Below are 15,209 nucleotides of genomic sequence, written 5' to 3'. Positions count from 1 at the left end.
CCGATCTGATCCGATCCGATCCGATCCGATCCGATCCGATCCGGACACGCCCCGCCCGGGGTCGGTTCGGCCGGTCTCGGGGATGCTCCATCCTACCGGGCGGGAGAAGGTCCGGGCGGACACCTGGGCTGGTGGTCCGGAACGATCGTTCGAGGGCCCCGGGAGCGATCGGGGGGGCCCATCCCGAGGCCCGGATTGTCGCGGTCGGTGCCGACGCCGAGGCCGGGAGGAGGATCGAGGAGGCGATGGACTGGGAGCGAGCCCGCCGTTCGCCTGTACCCCCGGCCTGGTGCGCGGGGTATGCTGGGGCGAGGTCGGCATGCCGGACCTGAAGCGGCCGCGGGTCTCCGATCGCGAGCACCCCGCTCACGAGGCCGGGCTGCCCCGGGGGGCCGACCGGACCTTCGAGGGGTGCCGCCATGAAAGAGGTCGTACTCGGCCTCGGCCACCAGAAGAGCTTCTGGTCGATCGTGCAGTTAGCCGACGAGCAACTGAGGTCGATCCACGGGGCGCCGAGGAGGATGGTCGCCCGGTCGCCGGGGATCGAGATTGTGGCGTCTCGGCCGAACTTCGACGGCGAGTTCCACGACTTCACGGTGCGCTTCCCTCAGCCGGGGGTGCACCTGGCCGGTTCGCTTCGGGAGTTTGCCGGGCGAAGCCCGGTGTCTTGCGAGCTGGCCGAGGTGGACGGGGCGCTGGTGCTGCACTGCTCGGCGCCGTCGGGGGAGAACGTGCAGCAGTTGCACGATGCCTGCGACCTGATCTCCGGGGCCTTCCCGCTGCCGGAGGTTTGGCGGGTGCACGGGGAGGAGTACCGCTCGACGCCGCTGAGCCCCGAGACGCTGTTCAAGGCGATGATCAAGTTTCGGTCCAGCGACGTGCACCTGTATCCGGGAGCGCCGCCGGTGTTCCGAGTGGACAACGTGCTGCGGCGGGTCCAGGCGTTCGACACGCTCTCGTCGGAGCAGATCCTGGAGTTCCTCTCCGCGATCGCGCCGGAGAAGCACGCCCAGGAGTTCGCCGATCGGCAGCAGTGCAGCTTCATCTATCACCAGGTGGGGCTGGGGTACGCTCGGGTGTCGGCGTTCATCAAGGCGAGCGTTCCGCACCTGACGATGCGGTTTTTGCCCGAGACGATTCCGTCGTTCGAGGACCTGAACATCCCTCGGGGGGCGATGGAGCGTCTGGGGGCGTTGCACTTCGGGCTGATCCTGGTGACGGGGATGACCGGCAGCGGGAAGTCGACGACGGTGGCGTCGCTGGTCGACTGGATCAACACGCACAAGTCGCTGCACATCCTGAGCATCGAGGAGCCGGTCGAGTACGTGCACAAGAGCAAGAAGAGCGTCGTCTCGCAGCGGGACGTGGGGGAGGACATCGGCAGCTTCCACGAGGCGGTGCGGGGGGCCTTGCGGCACGACCCGGACGTGATCGTCGTGGGGGAGATGCGCGACCCGGACACGATCCGGTCGGCGATCAACGCGGCGGCCACCGGGCACCTGGTCATCAGCACGTTGCACTCGGGGACGGCCTACGAGGTGGTCAACCGGATCGTCAGCTTCTTCGACCCGGTGGAGCGGGACCTGGTGAAGCTGCAACTGCGGGACGCCTTGAAGTGCGTCATCTGCCAGCGGCTGCTGCCGAGGACCGGGGGCGGCCGGATCCCGGCCCTGGAGTTCCTCTTCAACGACACGAAGGCGATCGCCGACAGCATCCTGGCGGGGAACACCATCGGCATCAAGATCGGGATGCAGCAGGACGCCTCGGCGTCGTTCATCTTCGAGAAGTACTTGTACGACCTGTACAAGAAGGATCTAATCTCGCTGGATGACGCTCGGGATTACGCCTCGGAGCCGGCGATCTTCGACCAGATGAAGATGGGGACGTACGTGATTCCGTCGCTCGACTCGATGCTGCACCGCTGATCGGGGCTGATCGCCCGGGGGAGGTCCCTCCCCCGGGCGATTGGCGCGCGACGGCCGCCGGGATAGCCTGAATACCCGATCGGGGCCCCGGGCCCCTGGGGCGATGACGCCTCCACCGGGCCCCTCCGGCTGTTTCGACGCGGAGCCGCCCCCCCTTGCCCCCCCCCGACCCGACCTACCGCAATGCCCGTCGCGAGGCGATCGTCATCCTCTCGGTGTGGTTGGCGAGCACCGTCTACTGCTGCGTCTACGCGTATTTCGCCGGCTACCAGCGCTCGGGACATCCGCTCGGCGTTGGGGACATCCGGCCGGTGCTGGGGATCCCCTCCTGGGTCTTCTGGGGGGTGATGGCGCCTTGGCTGGTGTGCTCGGTGTTCACGGTCTGGTTCGCCGGCTGGAAGATGGCCGACGACGACCTGGGGCTCGACCACGCCGCCGAGCTGGACCGGGACATCCGAGAGGCCGCCGGGGAGGGGGACGCCGATGCCCGAGCTTGACGCCCCCTCGACCGGCGCCCCGCTGGTGGCGCTGGTGCTGTTCACGATGGTTTCGCTCGGCCTCGGCGTGGTGGCGCGCTGGGCGGAGCGAGGCGCCTTCCTCCGCCGCTACTTCCTGGGCAATCGGTCGCTCGGGCCGCTCTCGGTGGCGCTGACGGCCGCGGTGATGAGCGGGGGGACGTTCCTGGGCTTCCCGGGGTTCGTCTACGCCTTCGGCTGGGTGGTGGCCCTGTGGATCGCCAGCTACATGGTGGCGCCGCTGACGGTCTTCGGGCTGCTGGGAAAGCGGATCGGCCAGCTTTCGAGGAGGACCGGGGCGATCACGCTGCCCGACCTGCTCCGGGAGCGGTTCGGCAGCCCGGCGCTGGGCGTGGTGACGAGCCTGCTGATCATCGCGTTCCTGTCGGTGAATCTGATCCCCCAGTTCAAGGGGGGGGCGATCATCCTGAAGACGAGCCTGCCGACGTCGTGGATCGCGTCGTTCTCGGGGATGCTCCCCGGGCCGGTGGAGGACCCCGGCTACCTGCTGGGGCTGGTGATCTTCGCGACGACGGTGATCGCCTACACGGCCTACGGCGGCTTCCTGGCGGCGGTCTGGACCGACGTGTTCCAGAGCCTGGTGATGGCGGTGGGGGTGATGATCCTGCTGCCGCTGGCGCTGGTGGCCGCCGGGGGGCTGTCGGCGGCGACCGAGGCGGGGATCGCGCAGACGGACGTCAACTACGCCTTCGGCCCGGGAGCGGGACGGGCCTTCCACCCGATCGGCCTGGCGGTGTCGTTCTTCTTCATGTGGGCGATCACCGGGATCGGCCAGCCCTCGACGCTGGTTCGGCTGATGGCGTTCAAGGACTCGAGGACGCTGCGGTACGCGATCCTCTGGGTGACGCTGTATAACGTGGTGATCTATGTGCCGCTGATCCTTATCTTTGTGGCGGCCAGGGGGATTCTGCCGGAGCTGGAGAAGCCCGACGAGGCGATGCCGGCGCTGGTGCGGCGGCTGACCAACCCGTACGTCTCGGGGCTGATCATGGCCGCGCCGTACGGGGCGGTGATGAGCACGATCAGCGGGTTCTTGCTGGTGATCTCCTCCGGCCTGGTGCGGGACGTCTACCAGCGGTTCCTGAGGCCGAGGGCGTCGGAGGGGGAGATCGCCACGGCCGGGTACGCGGGGACGGTGGGGGTGGGAGTGCTGGCGGCGCTGGTGGCGACCCGGCCGCCGGACTTCCTCCAGTTGGTGATCGTCTTCTCCAGCGCGGGGATGGCCTCGGCGTTTTTGATTCCGGCGGCGATGGCCTGCTTCTGGAGGAGGGGGACGGCCGCCGGGGCGATGGCGGCGATGGTCGCCGGGGCCGCGACGGTGATCGGCCTGTATGCGGCCGGGATCATCGCGAGGAACGCGTTCGGTTACGAGCCGGCGGTCGGCCCCGGCTCGGCGATCGCGCCGTATTACCTGCTGGGCCTGGATCCGTGCGTCTGGGGGCTGGGCGGCTCGCTGCTGGCGGGAGTGGTCGGCAGCCTGCTGTCGCCGAGGCCGGACCCGGACCGCGTCTCGCTGCTGTTTGATCTCCAGCCGAGGGACGCCCCCGCGCCGGCCTCGCTGGAGCTGCACCCGGAGCTCTCCCGGCCGCCGATGCCCCCGGATCCGGCGGTTCCGTGACGGGAGGCCCGGGCACCTCCGGAGCGTCCGGGCGCATCCGATCCGGGGGGGGTTGACTATGATGGAGCATGCGTGGGCCGCCCGGAGGGACGGGCGGTGCGGCGAGATTTGGCGGGAACCTCCCGGGTCCCGGGGGCGTCCAAGGGCGTACGATGACCGGGACCGATGACGACCAGCCGTTGGTCGAGGCGGCCCGGGCGGGCCGGGCGGAGGCCTTCGGCGAACTGGTCAAGCGGCACCAGGATCGGCTCTACCCGACCTTGCTGCGGCTGACCGGATCGGCCGAGGACGCCCAGGACCTGCTCCAGGAGTCGTTCCTCCGCGCCTACAAGAAGCTCGGACGGTTCCGGGGCGGGAGTTCGTTCTACACGTGGCTCTACCGGCTGGCCGTCAACCTGGCGCTCAGCCACCGGCGCCGCCGGAAGGGGCCGGTGCGGCTCTCGGAGCTGCGGGGCGAGGGGGCCGCCCCTCTCGAACCCCCGGCCGACCCGACACGATCCGACCCCACCCTGCCGGCCGAACAGGCCGAGCGGGAGGCGATCATCCAGGCCGCCCTGGATGCCCTGGCACCCGACCACCGGGCCGTGGTGGTCCTCAAGGAGTTCGACGGCCTGCGGTACGAGGAGATCGCCGCGACTCTTGGGGTGCCGGTCGGCACGGTTCGCAGCCGGCTGCACCGCGCCCGCCGCGAGCTCCGGGACCGGCTCTCGGGGATCGTCGACGAGCCGGCCGTGCGCCAGGGCACCCCCGACGCCGAATGATCCCGAGAATTCGGCCGATCGCCGCTCGCGTCGCATCGCATCGCATCGCGAGGCATTGCGCCGGTTCCCGGATACCCGGAAACCGGGGTGCGTCGCGGGCCCGTGTCCGAGAGCTCTCCATCTTCCTCATCTTTCCGAATCGATCCGAGATGTCACAGTTTGACGAAACCCTGCTGAGCGCCTACCTCGACGACGAGCTCGATCCCGAGTCTCGCCGGGAGGTCGAGGAGGCGATGCGGGCCGATCCCCGGCTCTCTCGGGAGCTGGGGGAGCTGGCTCGGGTGCGGGGGCTGGTGGAGGGGCTGCGCCGGCCTCTGGAGGCGCCCGACGTCTCCGGGGAGGTGCTGGCCCGGATCGCCCTCGAGCGGGCCCCGACGCGGGCCCTCCCGCCGATTGCTGCCGCCTCGGCGCTGGCCGCCGCGGCGCTGCTCGTGCTGTTCTTCCTTGGGAGCCGGCCCCACCGGGCCGAGCCGCCGAGGGGAGGGCCGGTTGAGGTCGCCGGGGCGGACGTCCCGGAGCAGAGCGGATCGGGAACGGTCGCCATCGCCAGCGTCCCCGACCGGGACGACTCGGCCGAGGGGCTGGCCGGATTCCCCGAGGTGGCCGAGGGGGGGCCGGCGGTCGGCGACGCCGACCGCGCCGGTGCCGGCGACGGCGGCCTCCTGGGCTTCGTGCTGGACCTGATCGACTACCCCGAGGGTGAGCAATTCGAGATCGAGCCGGCCCCCGGCACCTCGGCCGAGGAGCTGGCCGCCGGGCTCGACGTCCTCCTCCGAGAGCAGATCGTCCGCCTCGATCCCCGATACGCCCTGATCCATACCGGAACATCCCCCGGGCCGGGGGCGATCGCCTTCGCGCTGGTGGCCCGGCCGTCGGAGCGGCAGACGCTGCTCAGTCTGATCGAGGAAGCCCTTGGCGCCCGCCCCCGGAAGGCCGGCTGGGCCGACCGGGAGGAGGCGGCCGGGATGCTGGTGGCCGAGGCCGGGGGGCTGACCCTCTCGACCGCGACGACCGGCGTGCCGATGCGCCGGGAGCTGCCCGACCGGATCCACGCCATCCCCGTCTTCCCGCAAGACTCGGCAACCTCTCCGGAGCCCGGCGAACTCGGGAGGCCGCTCCCCGGCGGCCTGCCTCCGGTGTCGGTGGCCCCGCCGGCCGCTCCGGTTTCCCCCCTCCCGGAGGGGACGGCGCCGGAGCCGACCGGGCCCGACTCGGGAGCCGAGCCGGAGCGGCCGGGCGTCATCCTGCTCTGGGTCCGGGACGCGGCGGGGGGCTCCCCCGCGCCGGGGAGCCCGGATTGATCGGAGGAGAGCACCGGGGCCCGGGAGGGGCGTGGCCTCCTGCCGGGCCATCGGAGCGTCGCGCCCGAGATGCGAGCCGAATCCGAAGCCGAACCCGATGACCTCCTCGGCGGTGTCGGCGAGCCGATGCCCCCCTTCACGTACATTCCCGGGGGGCCCTGGCCTCGCCCGAGCCTCGGCGCCGCCGGCCTCCTGGCCGGGAAGTCGCCGAGGGGGGAGATTCCCCCGATCGGGGAGGAGCACGGGGCGTCGTCGCCGGCCTTCCGGCTCGGGGTCCGGCTGTACAACGCCGGCTATTACTGGGAGGCTCACGAGGCCTGGGAGACGCTCTGGCATGCGATCGGGCGTACCGGGCCGACGGCCGATGTGCTGAAGGGGCTGATCACGCTGGCCGCGGCCGGGGTGAAGGTCCGGCAGGGGCAGCCCCGGGGCGTGGCGACCCACGCCGGTCGGGCCGCCGTGCTGTTCCGGGCCTCCCGGGAGCGGACCGGCCGGGACCGGCTGCTGGGGATCGACCTGGTCGGGCTGGAGGCGGTCGCGCTGCGGGTCGCGGCTCGTCCCCCGGTCGGGCCGGGCCCGGAGGCCGGGGTTGTGCCCGGCCTGCTCGGGCCTCCCATCGAGCCGTTGTCGGAGGAGTGACGGAGGCGGGGGCGGCTCGATTCCGGCCTCCCCGATCCTCGGACGGTCCCCGATCCGAGCAGCCGAGCGTCACCGGAGGGCGTGCTCGCTGGTTAACTGTGCTGGCGGTGCTCGGCGGGGTGCTCGGTGGCGGCGCTGAGGTTGTAGGCGGTGTTGATGAGGCCGATGTGAGTGAAGGCCTGGGGGAAGTTGCCCACGAGGCGGCCGGCGGCGACGTCGTACTCCTCGGAGAGCAGGCCGAGGTCGTTTCGGATCGAGAGCAGATTCTCGAACAGCTCGATGGCGTCGTCGCGCCGGCCCATCATGGCGTAGTTGTCGGCCAGCCAGAAGGAGCAGGGGAGGAAGGAGCCTTCGCCGGGGGGCAGGCCGTCGACGCGGGGATCCGACTCGTAGCGGTCGACGAAGCCGTCGCGTTTCAGGCGGCGCTCGATGGCTCGGACGGTGCCGACCATGCGGGGATCCCTCGGGGAGATGAAGCCGACCAGGGGCATCATCAGGACGCTGGCGTCGAGGAGCTTGGAGCCGTAGCTTTGCATGAAGGCGCCGACCTCGGGGTCGTAGGAGCGGTCGAGGATCTCCCGGTGGATCTGGTCGCGGAGGGATCGCCAGCGGTCGACGTTGCCGTCCCGGCCGAAGTGCTCGACGGCCTTGACGGCGCGGTCGAAGGCGACCCAGGCCATGACCTTGGAGTGGGTGAAGTGGCGACGGGGGCCGCGGACCTCCCAGATCCCCTCGTCGGGCTGGTCCCAGACACCTTCGAGGAAGTCCATCAGCTCTTTCTGGAGGTTCCAGGAGATGCCCATCGGTTCCAGTCCGACACGTCGGCACATATGAAGTGCATCCATGACCTCGCCGAGGACGTCGAGCTGGAACTGGTCGTAGGCGGCGTTGCCGATGCGGACGGGAGAGGAGCCCTCGTAGCCGGGGAGCCAGGGGAGCTGCAACTCGGGGAGTCGGCGCTCGCCGGCCAGGCCGTACATGATCTGCATCTGCGACGGCTTGCCGGCGACGGCCCGGAGCAGCCATTCGCGCCAAGAGCGGGCTTCCTCGTGGTAGCCGGCGATCATCATGGCGTAGAGGGTGAAGGTGGCGTCTCGGAGCCAGCAAAAGCGGTAGTCCCAGTTGCGGACGCCGCCGAGGTGCTCGGGCAGGCTGGTGGTGGGAGCGGCGACGATGCCGCCGGTGGGGGCGTAGGTGAGGGCCTTCAGCGTGATCAGGGAGCGTCGGACGGCCTCCGCCCAGTGCTCGCGGTCGAAGGCCCCGTCGCAGGAGCCCTCGCCGAAGGAGCAGCGGTCGGACCACTCGCGCCACCAGCGCTCGGTGTCGTGGATCGCGCCGGAGTGGTCGATCTGCCGGGGCTCTCGCTCATGGGAGGGATACCAGGTGAGATCGAAGGAGGCGGACTGCCCGGCCTGGAGTTCGAACTCGGCGACGGTGCGGAAGTTCTCGCCGTGGACGGGGACGTCGGTGCGGAGTCGGAGCATGTCGGGCCCGGCGATGGCGGAGATGCCGTGGTCGGTGCGCTGGACCCAGGGGACGATCGAGCCGTAGTCGAAGCGGATGACCAGGTCCATGCGCATCTTGACCGAGCCGCGACGGCATTCGACCAGGCGGAGGACGTCGGGCAGGGCGTCTCGGGGGGGCATGCAGTCGGTGAGGCGGACGGTGCCGCCGTCGACGTCGAACTCGGTTTCCAGCACGAGGGTGCCGGGGCGGTATCGGCGTCGGCAGGCTCGGATCTCTCCCTGGGGGGCGATACGCCAGTGGCCGTTCTCCTCGTCGCCGAGCAGCGCGGCGAAGACGGCGCCGGAGTCGAATCGGGGGAAGCAAAGCCAGTCGATCGAGCCGTCGCGGCCGACGAGGGCGGCGGTCTGGCAGTCGCCGATCAGGGCATAATCTTCCAGCGGCAGGGGCATGGGCGGGCTCCGGGATCGGGGGGCGTCCAAGACGGGCGCTCCGGGGCCTTCGGGTTCCTGCTACCCTAATGGGAGGCACGCCCCGGGGCAATTCCAGGGCTGGGCGGGGGGATCGGGGACGGGAGGGGTCGAGCCGTGGTGGCGATGCGGGTGAGGCTGGGGAGACTGGAGCTGGAGAACCCGGTGCTGGTGGCCTCGGGGACGTTCGGCTACGTCCGGGAGATGGCCGGGTTCGTGCCGCTGGCGAGGCTCGGGGGGGTGATCCCCAAGACCGTCACGGCGAAGCCCCGAGCCGGCAACCCGACACCCCGGACGGTGGAGACGGCCTCGGGCCTGCTCAACGCGATCGGCCTGGACAACGACGGGATCGAGCACTTCCGGGCCCATCACCTGCCGTACCTCCGTTCGGTGGGGACGAAGGTCATCGCCAACATCGCCGGCGAGGACGAGGACCAGTTCGTCCGGATGGCCGCCGACCTGGGAGAGGAGCCGGGGCTGGCGGCGGTGGAGCTGAACCTGTCGTGCCCGAACGTGAGTCACGGGCTGGACCTGGGGGTGGACCCGGCGGCCGTGGGGCGGGTCGTCTCGCGGTGCCGGCAGGAGTGCCCGCATCCGATCATCGCCAAGCTGACGCCGAACGTGACGAGCGTCGCGACGGTCGCGAAGGCCGCCCACGAAGCCGGGGCCGACGCGGTGAGCCTGATCAACACGGTGGTCGGCCTGGTCGTCGACTGGCGCCGTCGCCGGCCGATCCTGGCCAACGACATCGGCGGCCTGAGCGGCCCGGCGATCAAGCCGATCGCGCTGCGGATGGTCTGGCAGGTCCATCGCGCGGTCCCCGGGCTACCGATCATCGGCATCGGCGGCATCTGCTCCAGCGACGACGCGATGGAGTTCCTCGTCGCCGGGGCCTCGGCCATCCAGGTCGGCACGGCGACCTTCGCGGATCCGACGCTGGCCGGGAGGATGGTCGACGAACTGCCGGCGAAGCTGGCGGAGGCGGGAGTGTCGGACGTCAATGCGTTCATCGGCACGCTGAGATCGAACAAGGACTGATCCCTCGGGGAGCAGGAAGCCCGGGGACGAACTCCCCGGCTCCTCGCTCCACCGGACGGGCCGGCGGGCCAAGGGGCGCCCTCGGGGGGGATGACCGGGGCGGTCCGTCCTCGGTCGAGCCGGCAGGAGAGGAGGACCGGGCGGGGGCGGTCAAGGGGTCGGTCAATATGGGGGGCGGGGTCGCGAATCCACCACCCGGAGGGATGGACCGGGCCGACGCTCGGGCCGATCGGAAGGGATCGGGCGGGGTCGGGCCGACGACGATCACCCGAACCGGGCGAAGCGATGATGACCGACGCGACCGCCAACCCAATCACAACCGAGGGCGCACCGGAGCCCCAGACCCGGTATCACGGCTTCGACGCCCTGAGGGCCGTGATGATGCTGCTGGGCGTGGTTCTGCACACGTTCCAGTTCTACCTGCCCAATCCGCTGTTCCCCGGGTTCGACTTCCGGGACGTCCGCACCTCGGAGCTGGCGGGGCCGGTCTTCTTCGGCATCCACGCCTTCCGGATGCAGGTCTTCTTCGTGATGGCCGGCTTCTTCGCCGCGCTGCTCTGCGCGAAGCGAGGGGTGAGGGGGATGTGGTCGAACCGGATGAAGCGGGTGGGCCTGCCGCTGCTGGTCGGCTGGCCGATCCTGTTCCCGATCACGATGTCCGCCTTCGTCTTCGGCGTGGCCAAGCACGAGGGCTTGCCGGGCTGGGAGGTGCTGCGGGGCTGGTGGTCGACCGGAATCATCCCCTGGGCCGAGGACTGGCAGCCCTGGTACAACCTGTTCCTGATCTCCCCGCTACACCTGTGGTTCCTGTACGCCTTGCTCTGGTTCTACCTGGGGGCGGTCGTCTTCCGGTTCGTCGCCCGGGCCGGAGGGGGGGCGATCGGCCGGGCCTGGAGCGGCCTGTTCCGGAGGCTGGCGCGGTGGCACCTGCTGCTGCCGACGGCGGTCGGGATGTCGTTCCTGACGCTCATGGTGCCGTTCTCCTCGGGGCTGTTCGCGCAGGAGTTCCCGCTGTTCCTGCCGAACCCGCTGGCGCTGCTGGCCTACGCCCCGTTCTTCGGGTTCGGCTGGATGCTGTATCGGAACGTCGACCTGCTGCCCCTGCTCGGCCGTCGGCCGGGCCTGACGCTGGTGGCGGCGCTGGGGGTGCTGGTGGTCGATCTCGGCGTCCTCGGCTCGGCCTTCGGTGAGAACGGGCAGGTTGTGAGGAAGCCGGAGCTGGCGATCACCGGCGCCCTGGTCGCCTGGCTCTGCGTCTTCGGCTTCATCGGGCTGTTCCAGCGGCTCTTCGATCGCCCGAGCCCGGCGATGCGCTATGTGTCGGACTCGGCGTACTGGGTGTACCTGGCGCACCTGCCGCTGATCTACTGGATGCAAGGGCTGATGTTCGACCTGCCGATCCCCGCCCTGGCGAAGGCCGCGATCATCCTGGTGGTCGCCTCGGCGCTGCTGTTCGCCAGCTACGACCTGATGGTGCGGCCAACGTTCCTCGGCCGGTTCCTCAACGGCCGGACCTACCCTCCGGCCCGGCTGGGACGGCGGGCCCGGCCCGAGGAGGCCTCCGCGGCGTTGCCCGAGGCGCCGGCGGCTCACTGAGGACGCAGGGAGGGCCTCGGGGGGCCCTCGCCCCGGAGATCGCCAGCGTCTCCGGGGCGAGTCAGGCCGAGGGGAGCCGACGACCAGGGCTCGATCGGGGCCAGATGCGGTGCAACGTCCCGCGCAGGGGTTTGCCGGTTTCGTCTCGGGAGCAGATCGGGGAGGACTCGAACCGGAGGCCGGCGGCGGCGAGGGCGGGCTCGAGGTCCTCGGTGGCGACGCGGTAGGGGCCGGAGACCAGGGCGAACCCGTCGGGGTCGAGCATGGCGCGGAGGACGCCAACGACCAGGGGGATGAGGCGGCGCTCATAGAGCACATCGGCGCCGAGGATCACGGGGAAGCGGTCCTCGGGAGGGAGGCGCCAGTCGAGCAGGTCGACGGCGAACCGATCGGAGGAGAAGCCGTTGATCTCGGCGCTGGCGGCGACGAAGCGGAGGGGGGCGCGGTCGTAGTCGGTGAAGACGACCCGGGAGAGCCCGGCGTCGAGGCCGACCAGGCCGGCGAGGCCGAGGCCGCAGCCCAGCTCCAGGGCGGTCAGGCCGGGGGCCCAGGGCTCGGCGGCGACGGCCTCGGCCAGCAGGAAGGCGCCGGGCCAGAGGAAGGCCCAGTAGGGCATGTAGTCGTCTCGGGCGTTCCAGGAGAGGACGACCGGGTCGTCCAGCAATCGCTCCGGCTCGGCGGGCCGGCACAGTCGGAGCGATCGGCCGCCGACACGGAGGTCGGAGATCGCCTCGGGCCCTTGGTAACAGGAATCCGGCTCGGCTGTCGACATGATCCCCCCGACCCGCTTTCACAAAAGGTTTGACGGCCCTCGGCCGGTTCCTCTATAATTCGGGTGTTGAGATTGAATCTCAATACGCAGCCCGCCCGAAGGTGGCCCGGACGTGCCCGGGACGCCCTGGATCGGGCCCCCCCGCCGATGCCCACCGCCCAACGACGGAGCGCCCCGATGTCGGTCATCGCCGCGATGCCCTCGACGGAGGCCGAGCTGATCCCCCTGACCCTGTTGCGGCCGGGCCAGGTGGCTCGGGTCGACCAGGTGCTCGGGGGCGGCGCGCTGGTGCACCGCCTGCGGGAGATGGGCCTGCGCCGCGGGGCCGAGGTGGAGATGATCCGCCCGGGGAGCCCGTGCATCCTCCGGCTGGACGGCCACAAGCTGGGGGTCCGCTCCGACGAGCTGTCCGGCGTGCTGGTCCGATCCGGAGTGCCGGTGGCATGACGACGACGGCCCGGCTCTCGGACCTGACGGTGGGGCAGTCGGCCCGGGTCGTGGCCGTCGACGCGACCGGGGACGCCGGCGTCCGCGCGATGGAGATGGGGCTGATCCCCGGCACCGAGGTCACGCTCGTCGCTGTCGCCCCGCTGGGGGACCCGCTGGTCTTCGAGCTGCGCGGCTACCGCCTGAGCCTGAGGAAGGCCGAGGCGGCCGGGGTCGAGGTCTCGGTGTCGTAGCCTCGGCTCGTCTCCTCCCCCGGCGTCGGGTCGCGATGCGGTGCCTCGCCTCGTTTCGTCTCCCCTCGACGTGCCGAGCCGAGCCGAGATGGCGGCCGCCCCGCCCGCCCGCCCGACCGACCGGGTTCGGCTCGCCGCCCTCCTCCTCCCGATCCCGCCGCCCGAGCCGACCCTCGCCATGGCCATCGCCGCAGACCCGCAGACCCGCACCGTGGCCCTGATCGGCAACCCGAACACGGGGAAGTCGACCGTCTTCGGCGCCCTGTCGGGGGTGCAGCAGCGGGTGGGGAACTACCCGGGCGTGACGGTCGAGAAGAAGACGGGGAGAATGACGATCGGCGATCGGCGCTGGACGCTGATCGACCTACCGGGGACGTACAGCCTGGCGCCGAGGTCGCCGGACGAGATGGTGGCCGTCGATGTGCTGCTCGGGCGGCGGGCCGACACGCCGGGGCCGGACGCGGTGCTCTGCGTCGTCGACGCGACCAACCTGGAGCGGAACCTCTACCTCGTCAGCCAGGTGCTCGAGCTGGGCCGGCCGGCGGTCGTCGCGCTGACGATGACGGATCTGGCCGAGGAGCGCGGGGTGGCGATCGACCTGGATCGGCTGCGCGATCGGCTTGGCGGCGTTCCCGTCGTTCCGGTGCAGGCGCACCGTCGCAAGGGGCTCGACGCGCTGAAGGCGGCGCTGGCCGAGGCGGCGGATCGGCCTCCGGCGGTCGTCGAGAGCCCGTTCCCCGAGCCGTTCCGGGAGGAAGTGGCCGCGCTGGAGGCCTGGCTGGCGGAGAGACGCCCGGGGGGCCCCCCCCTGCCCCGCTATCTGGTCGAGCGGCTCTTGCTGGATCTGAGCGGGTACCTGGAGGGGGTCGTTGCGCAGGTCGACCCGGCCGAGCTGCACGACCGGGTCGTCTCGAGCCGGGCCCGGCTGGCCGAGGCTGGCTGCCCGGTGCCGGCGGTGGAGGCGATGGCCCGGTATGGCTGGGCCGCTGGGGTGCTCGACGGGGTGGTCTCCCGGCCGGACCAGCCGAGGATGACGACCGGCGACCGCGTGGACCGGGTGCTGACGCACCGGGTCTGGGGCACGGTGATCTTCGTGGCCCTGATGGCGATGATGTTCCAGGCCGTCTTCACCTGGGCCGGGCCGGCGATGGACCTGATCGACGCCGGGGTCGGCTGGCTGGCCGAGGCGGTCGAGGGGGCGATGGCCGAGGGGGCGTTGCGGAGCCTGGTCGTCGACGGCGTGATTGCCGGCGTCGGCGGGGTGATCGTGTTCCTTCCTCAGATCTTCATCCTCTTCTTCTTCCTGGGCATCCTGGAAGACTGCGGCTACCTGGCGAGGGCGGCCTACCTGATGGACCGCCTGATGACGAGGCTGGGCCTGAGCGGCAAGTCGTTCATCCCGCTGCTGTCGTCGTTTGCCTGCGCGATTCCCGGCGTGATGGCGACCCGGGTGATCGAGGACCGTCGGGACCGGATGACGACGATCCTGGTGGCTCCGCTGATGAGCTGCTCGGCCCGACTGCCGGTGTACACGCTGCTGATCGCGGCGTTCATTCCTCCGGCGGCGATCGGAGGGGTGCTCAGCGTGCAGGCGGCGACGATGGTGGGGCTGTACTCGGTGGGCGTCGTCGCGGCGGCGGGCGTGGCCTGGGCGCTGAAGCGGACGGTCTTCCGGGGGCCGACGCCGCCGTTCGTGATGGAATTGCCGGCCTACAAGTGGCCCTCTCCCCGGGTGGTGATCTTCCGGATGCTCGACCGCGGCTGGTCGTTCGTGAGGAGGGCGGGGACGATCATCGTGGCCGTCTCGGTCGTGATGTGGGCGTTGCTCTACTACCCGAGGCTGCCGGAACGGGAGGCCGATCGGTACGAGCAGGAGGTCTTCGCCCTGGAAGCGGCCCGGGAGCGGGCCGACGACCCGGATCGGGTGGCGGAGCTGCAGGCGAGGATCGCCGCGATCGAGGCCCGGGCGCTGGGGGAACAGCAGCGGAACAGCCTGCTCGGCCGGGCCGGGAGGATGATCGAGCCGGCCGTGAGGCCCCTGGGGTGGGACTGGCGGATCGGGGCGGCGGCGCTGGCCTCGTTCCCGGCCCGGGAAGTGGTGGTCGCCACGCTGGGAGTGGTCTTCGACATCGGCACCGACGTGGAGGGCGAGGAGGGGGCCAGCCGGCTCCAGTCCGCGCTCCGGGAGGCTCGATGGCCGGACGGCAGGCCGCTGTTCTCGGTGCCGGTGGCGCTGTCGATCATGGTCTTCTTCGCGTTGTGCGCCCAGTGCGTCTCGACGCTGGCCGTGATCCGTCGCGAGACGAATTCCTGGGCCTGGCCGGCGTTCAGCTTCGCCTACATGACGGCGCTGGCGTATCTGGGGGCGTTGCTCGCTTATCAGCTCGGCTCGCTGCTGGCCGCTTGATG

Annotated in this window: 13 protein-coding genes; 11 read left to right on the top strand and 2 right to left on the bottom strand. The window is 71.1% G+C overall.

What is annotated here, in order from left to right:
- Positions 1-419: 419 nt before the first annotated feature.
- The 6 genes from TsocGM_RS08170 (at position 420) to TsocGM_RS08145 (ending at position 6,780) form a co-directional block, all read left to right on the top strand.
- Positions 420-1,925, top strand: coding sequence for a type IV pilus twitching motility protein PilT (locus TsocGM_RS08170; protein ID WP_126724813.1), 1,506 nt, complete (start codon positions 420-422; stop codon positions 1,923-1,925).
- Between the two features lie 155 nt (positions 1,926-2,080).
- A complete protein-coding gene (locus TsocGM_RS08165; protein ID WP_126724812.1) occupies positions 2,081-2,422 on the top strand; it encodes a hypothetical protein in 342 nt (113 codons plus the stop codon).
- On the top strand, positions 2,409-4,079 hold the full coding sequence (locus TsocGM_RS08160; RefSeq protein WP_126724811.1) for a sodium/pantothenate symporter: 1,671 nt from the start codon (positions 2,409-2,411) through the stop codon (positions 4,077-4,079). The genes TsocGM_RS08165 and TsocGM_RS08160 overlap by 14 nt, the downstream gene beginning before the upstream one ends.
- 152 nt (positions 4,080-4,231) lie before the next feature.
- Positions 4,232-4,840 carry a sigma-70 family RNA polymerase sigma factor gene (locus TsocGM_RS08155; RefSeq protein ID WP_126724810.1) on the top strand — a complete coding sequence of 203 codons (609 nt, stop codon included), beginning with the start codon at positions 4,232-4,234 and terminating at the stop codon, positions 4,838-4,840.
- A 149-nt stretch (positions 4,841-4,989) separates the two neighbouring features.
- Positions 4,990-6,141: an anti-sigma factor family protein gene (locus tag TsocGM_RS08150; protein ID WP_158633430.1), complete on the top strand. Its 1,152-nt coding sequence runs from the start codon at positions 4,990-4,992 to the stop codon at positions 6,139-6,141.
- Between the two features lie 69 nt (positions 6,142-6,210).
- A complete protein-coding gene (locus TsocGM_RS08145; protein WP_199756719.1) occupies positions 6,211-6,780 on the top strand; it encodes a DUF309 domain-containing protein in 570 nt (189 codons plus the stop codon).
- A gap of 92 nt (positions 6,781-6,872) precedes the next feature.
- Here TsocGM_RS08145 and TsocGM_RS08140 read toward each other — a convergent pair whose 3' ends face one another.
- The gene (locus TsocGM_RS08140; RefSeq protein WP_126724808.1) at positions 6,873-8,696 is read right to left on the bottom strand and encodes a glycoside hydrolase family 15 protein; all 1,824 of its coding nucleotides are present in this window, start codon (positions 8,694-8,696) and stop codon (positions 6,873-6,875) included.
- A gap of 144 nt (positions 8,697-8,840) precedes the next feature.
- Between TsocGM_RS08140 and TsocGM_RS08135 the strand changes: the two genes are divergently transcribed.
- Positions 8,841-9,752 (top strand): dihydroorotate dehydrogenase, encoded by a 912-nt coding sequence (locus TsocGM_RS08135; protein ID WP_233578584.1) that lies wholly within the window; start codon positions 8,841-8,843, stop codon positions 9,750-9,752.
- Positions 9,753-10,037: 285 nt separating this feature from the next.
- Positions 10,038-11,348 (top strand): acyltransferase family protein, encoded by a 1,311-nt coding sequence (locus TsocGM_RS08130; RefSeq protein WP_126724806.1) that lies wholly within the window; start codon positions 10,038-10,040, stop codon positions 11,346-11,348.
- A 61-nt stretch (positions 11,349-11,409) separates the two neighbouring features.
- Here the strand turns inward: TsocGM_RS08130 and TsocGM_RS08125 are convergent, their stop codons facing one another.
- Positions 11,410-12,120, bottom strand: a complete 711-nt coding sequence (locus TsocGM_RS08125; RefSeq protein WP_126724805.1) for a class I SAM-dependent methyltransferase — start codon at positions 12,118-12,120, stop codon at positions 11,410-11,412.
- Between the two features lie 177 nt (positions 12,121-12,297).
- Here TsocGM_RS08125 and TsocGM_RS08120 point away from each other — a divergent pair, with 177 nt between their 5' ends.
- The 3 genes from TsocGM_RS08120 (at position 12,298) to feoB (ending at position 15,207) form a co-directional block, all read left to right on the top strand.
- A complete protein-coding gene (locus TsocGM_RS08120) occupies positions 12,298-12,567 on the top strand; it encodes a FeoA family protein (protein WP_158633428.1) in 270 nt (89 codons plus the stop codon).
- A complete protein-coding gene (locus TsocGM_RS08115) occupies positions 12,564-12,800 on the top strand; it encodes a FeoA family protein (RefSeq protein ID WP_126724803.1) in 237 nt (78 codons plus the stop codon). Before TsocGM_RS08120 ends, TsocGM_RS08115 begins: the two co-directional genes overlap by 4 nt.
- Before the next feature lie 178 nt (positions 12,801-12,978).
- Complete coding sequence (gene feoB, locus TsocGM_RS08110; protein ID WP_126724802.1) at positions 12,979-15,207, top strand: ferrous iron transport protein B; 2,229 nt, start codon at positions 12,979-12,981, stop codon at positions 15,205-15,207.
- Positions 15,208-15,209: the final 2 nt, after the last annotated feature.

It is taken from the genome of Tautonia sociabilis (assembly GCF_003977685.1).
GTDB classification, from domain to species: Bacteria; Planctomycetota; Planctomycetia; order Isosphaerales; family Isosphaeraceae; genus Tautonia; species Tautonia sociabilis.
This window is presented reverse-complemented; position numbering and strand designations above follow the sequence as displayed.

Excerpts from the sequence above, each read along its gene's own strand:
- TsocGM_RS08115 (WP_126724803.1), top strand. The coding sequence starts at position 12,564 with ATGACGACGACGGCCCGGCTCTCGGACCTGACGGTGGGGCAGTCGGCC.
- TsocGM_RS08155 (WP_126724810.1), top strand. The coding sequence starts at position 4,232 with ATGACCGGGACCGATGACGACCAGCCGTTGGTCGAGGCGGCCCGGGCG.
- feoB (WP_126724802.1), top strand. The coding sequence starts at position 12,979 with ATGGCCATCGCCGCAGACCCGCAGACCCGCACCGTGGCCCTGATCGGC.
- TsocGM_RS08120 (WP_158633428.1), top strand. The coding sequence starts at position 12,298 with ATGTCGGTCATCGCCGCGATGCCCTCGACGGAGGCCGAGCTGATCCCC.
- TsocGM_RS08140 (WP_126724808.1), bottom strand. The coding sequence starts at position 8,696 with ATGCCCCTGCCGCTGGAAGATTATGCCCTGATCGGCGACTGCCAGACC.
- TsocGM_RS08125 (WP_126724805.1), bottom strand. The coding sequence starts at position 12,120 with ATGTCGACAGCCGAGCCGGATTCCTGTTACCAAGGGCCCGAGGCGATC.
- TsocGM_RS08145 (WP_199756719.1), top strand. The coding sequence starts at position 6,211 with ATGCGAGCCGAATCCGAAGCCGAACCCGATGACCTCCTCGGCGGTGTC.
- TsocGM_RS08135 (WP_233578584.1), top strand. The coding sequence starts at position 8,841 with ATGCGGGTGAGGCTGGGGAGACTGGAGCTGGAGAACCCGGTGCTGGTG.
- TsocGM_RS08170 (WP_126724813.1), top strand. The coding sequence starts at position 420 with ATGAAAGAGGTCGTACTCGGCCTCGGCCACCAGAAGAGCTTCTGGTCG.
- TsocGM_RS08130 (WP_126724806.1), top strand. The coding sequence starts at position 10,038 with ATGATGACCGACGCGACCGCCAACCCAATCACAACCGAGGGCGCACCG.
- TsocGM_RS08150 (WP_158633430.1), top strand. The coding sequence starts at position 4,990 with ATGTCACAGTTTGACGAAACCCTGCTGAGCGCCTACCTCGACGACGAG.
- TsocGM_RS08160 (WP_126724811.1), top strand. The coding sequence starts at position 2,409 with ATGCCCGAGCTTGACGCCCCCTCGACCGGCGCCCCGCTGGTGGCGCTG.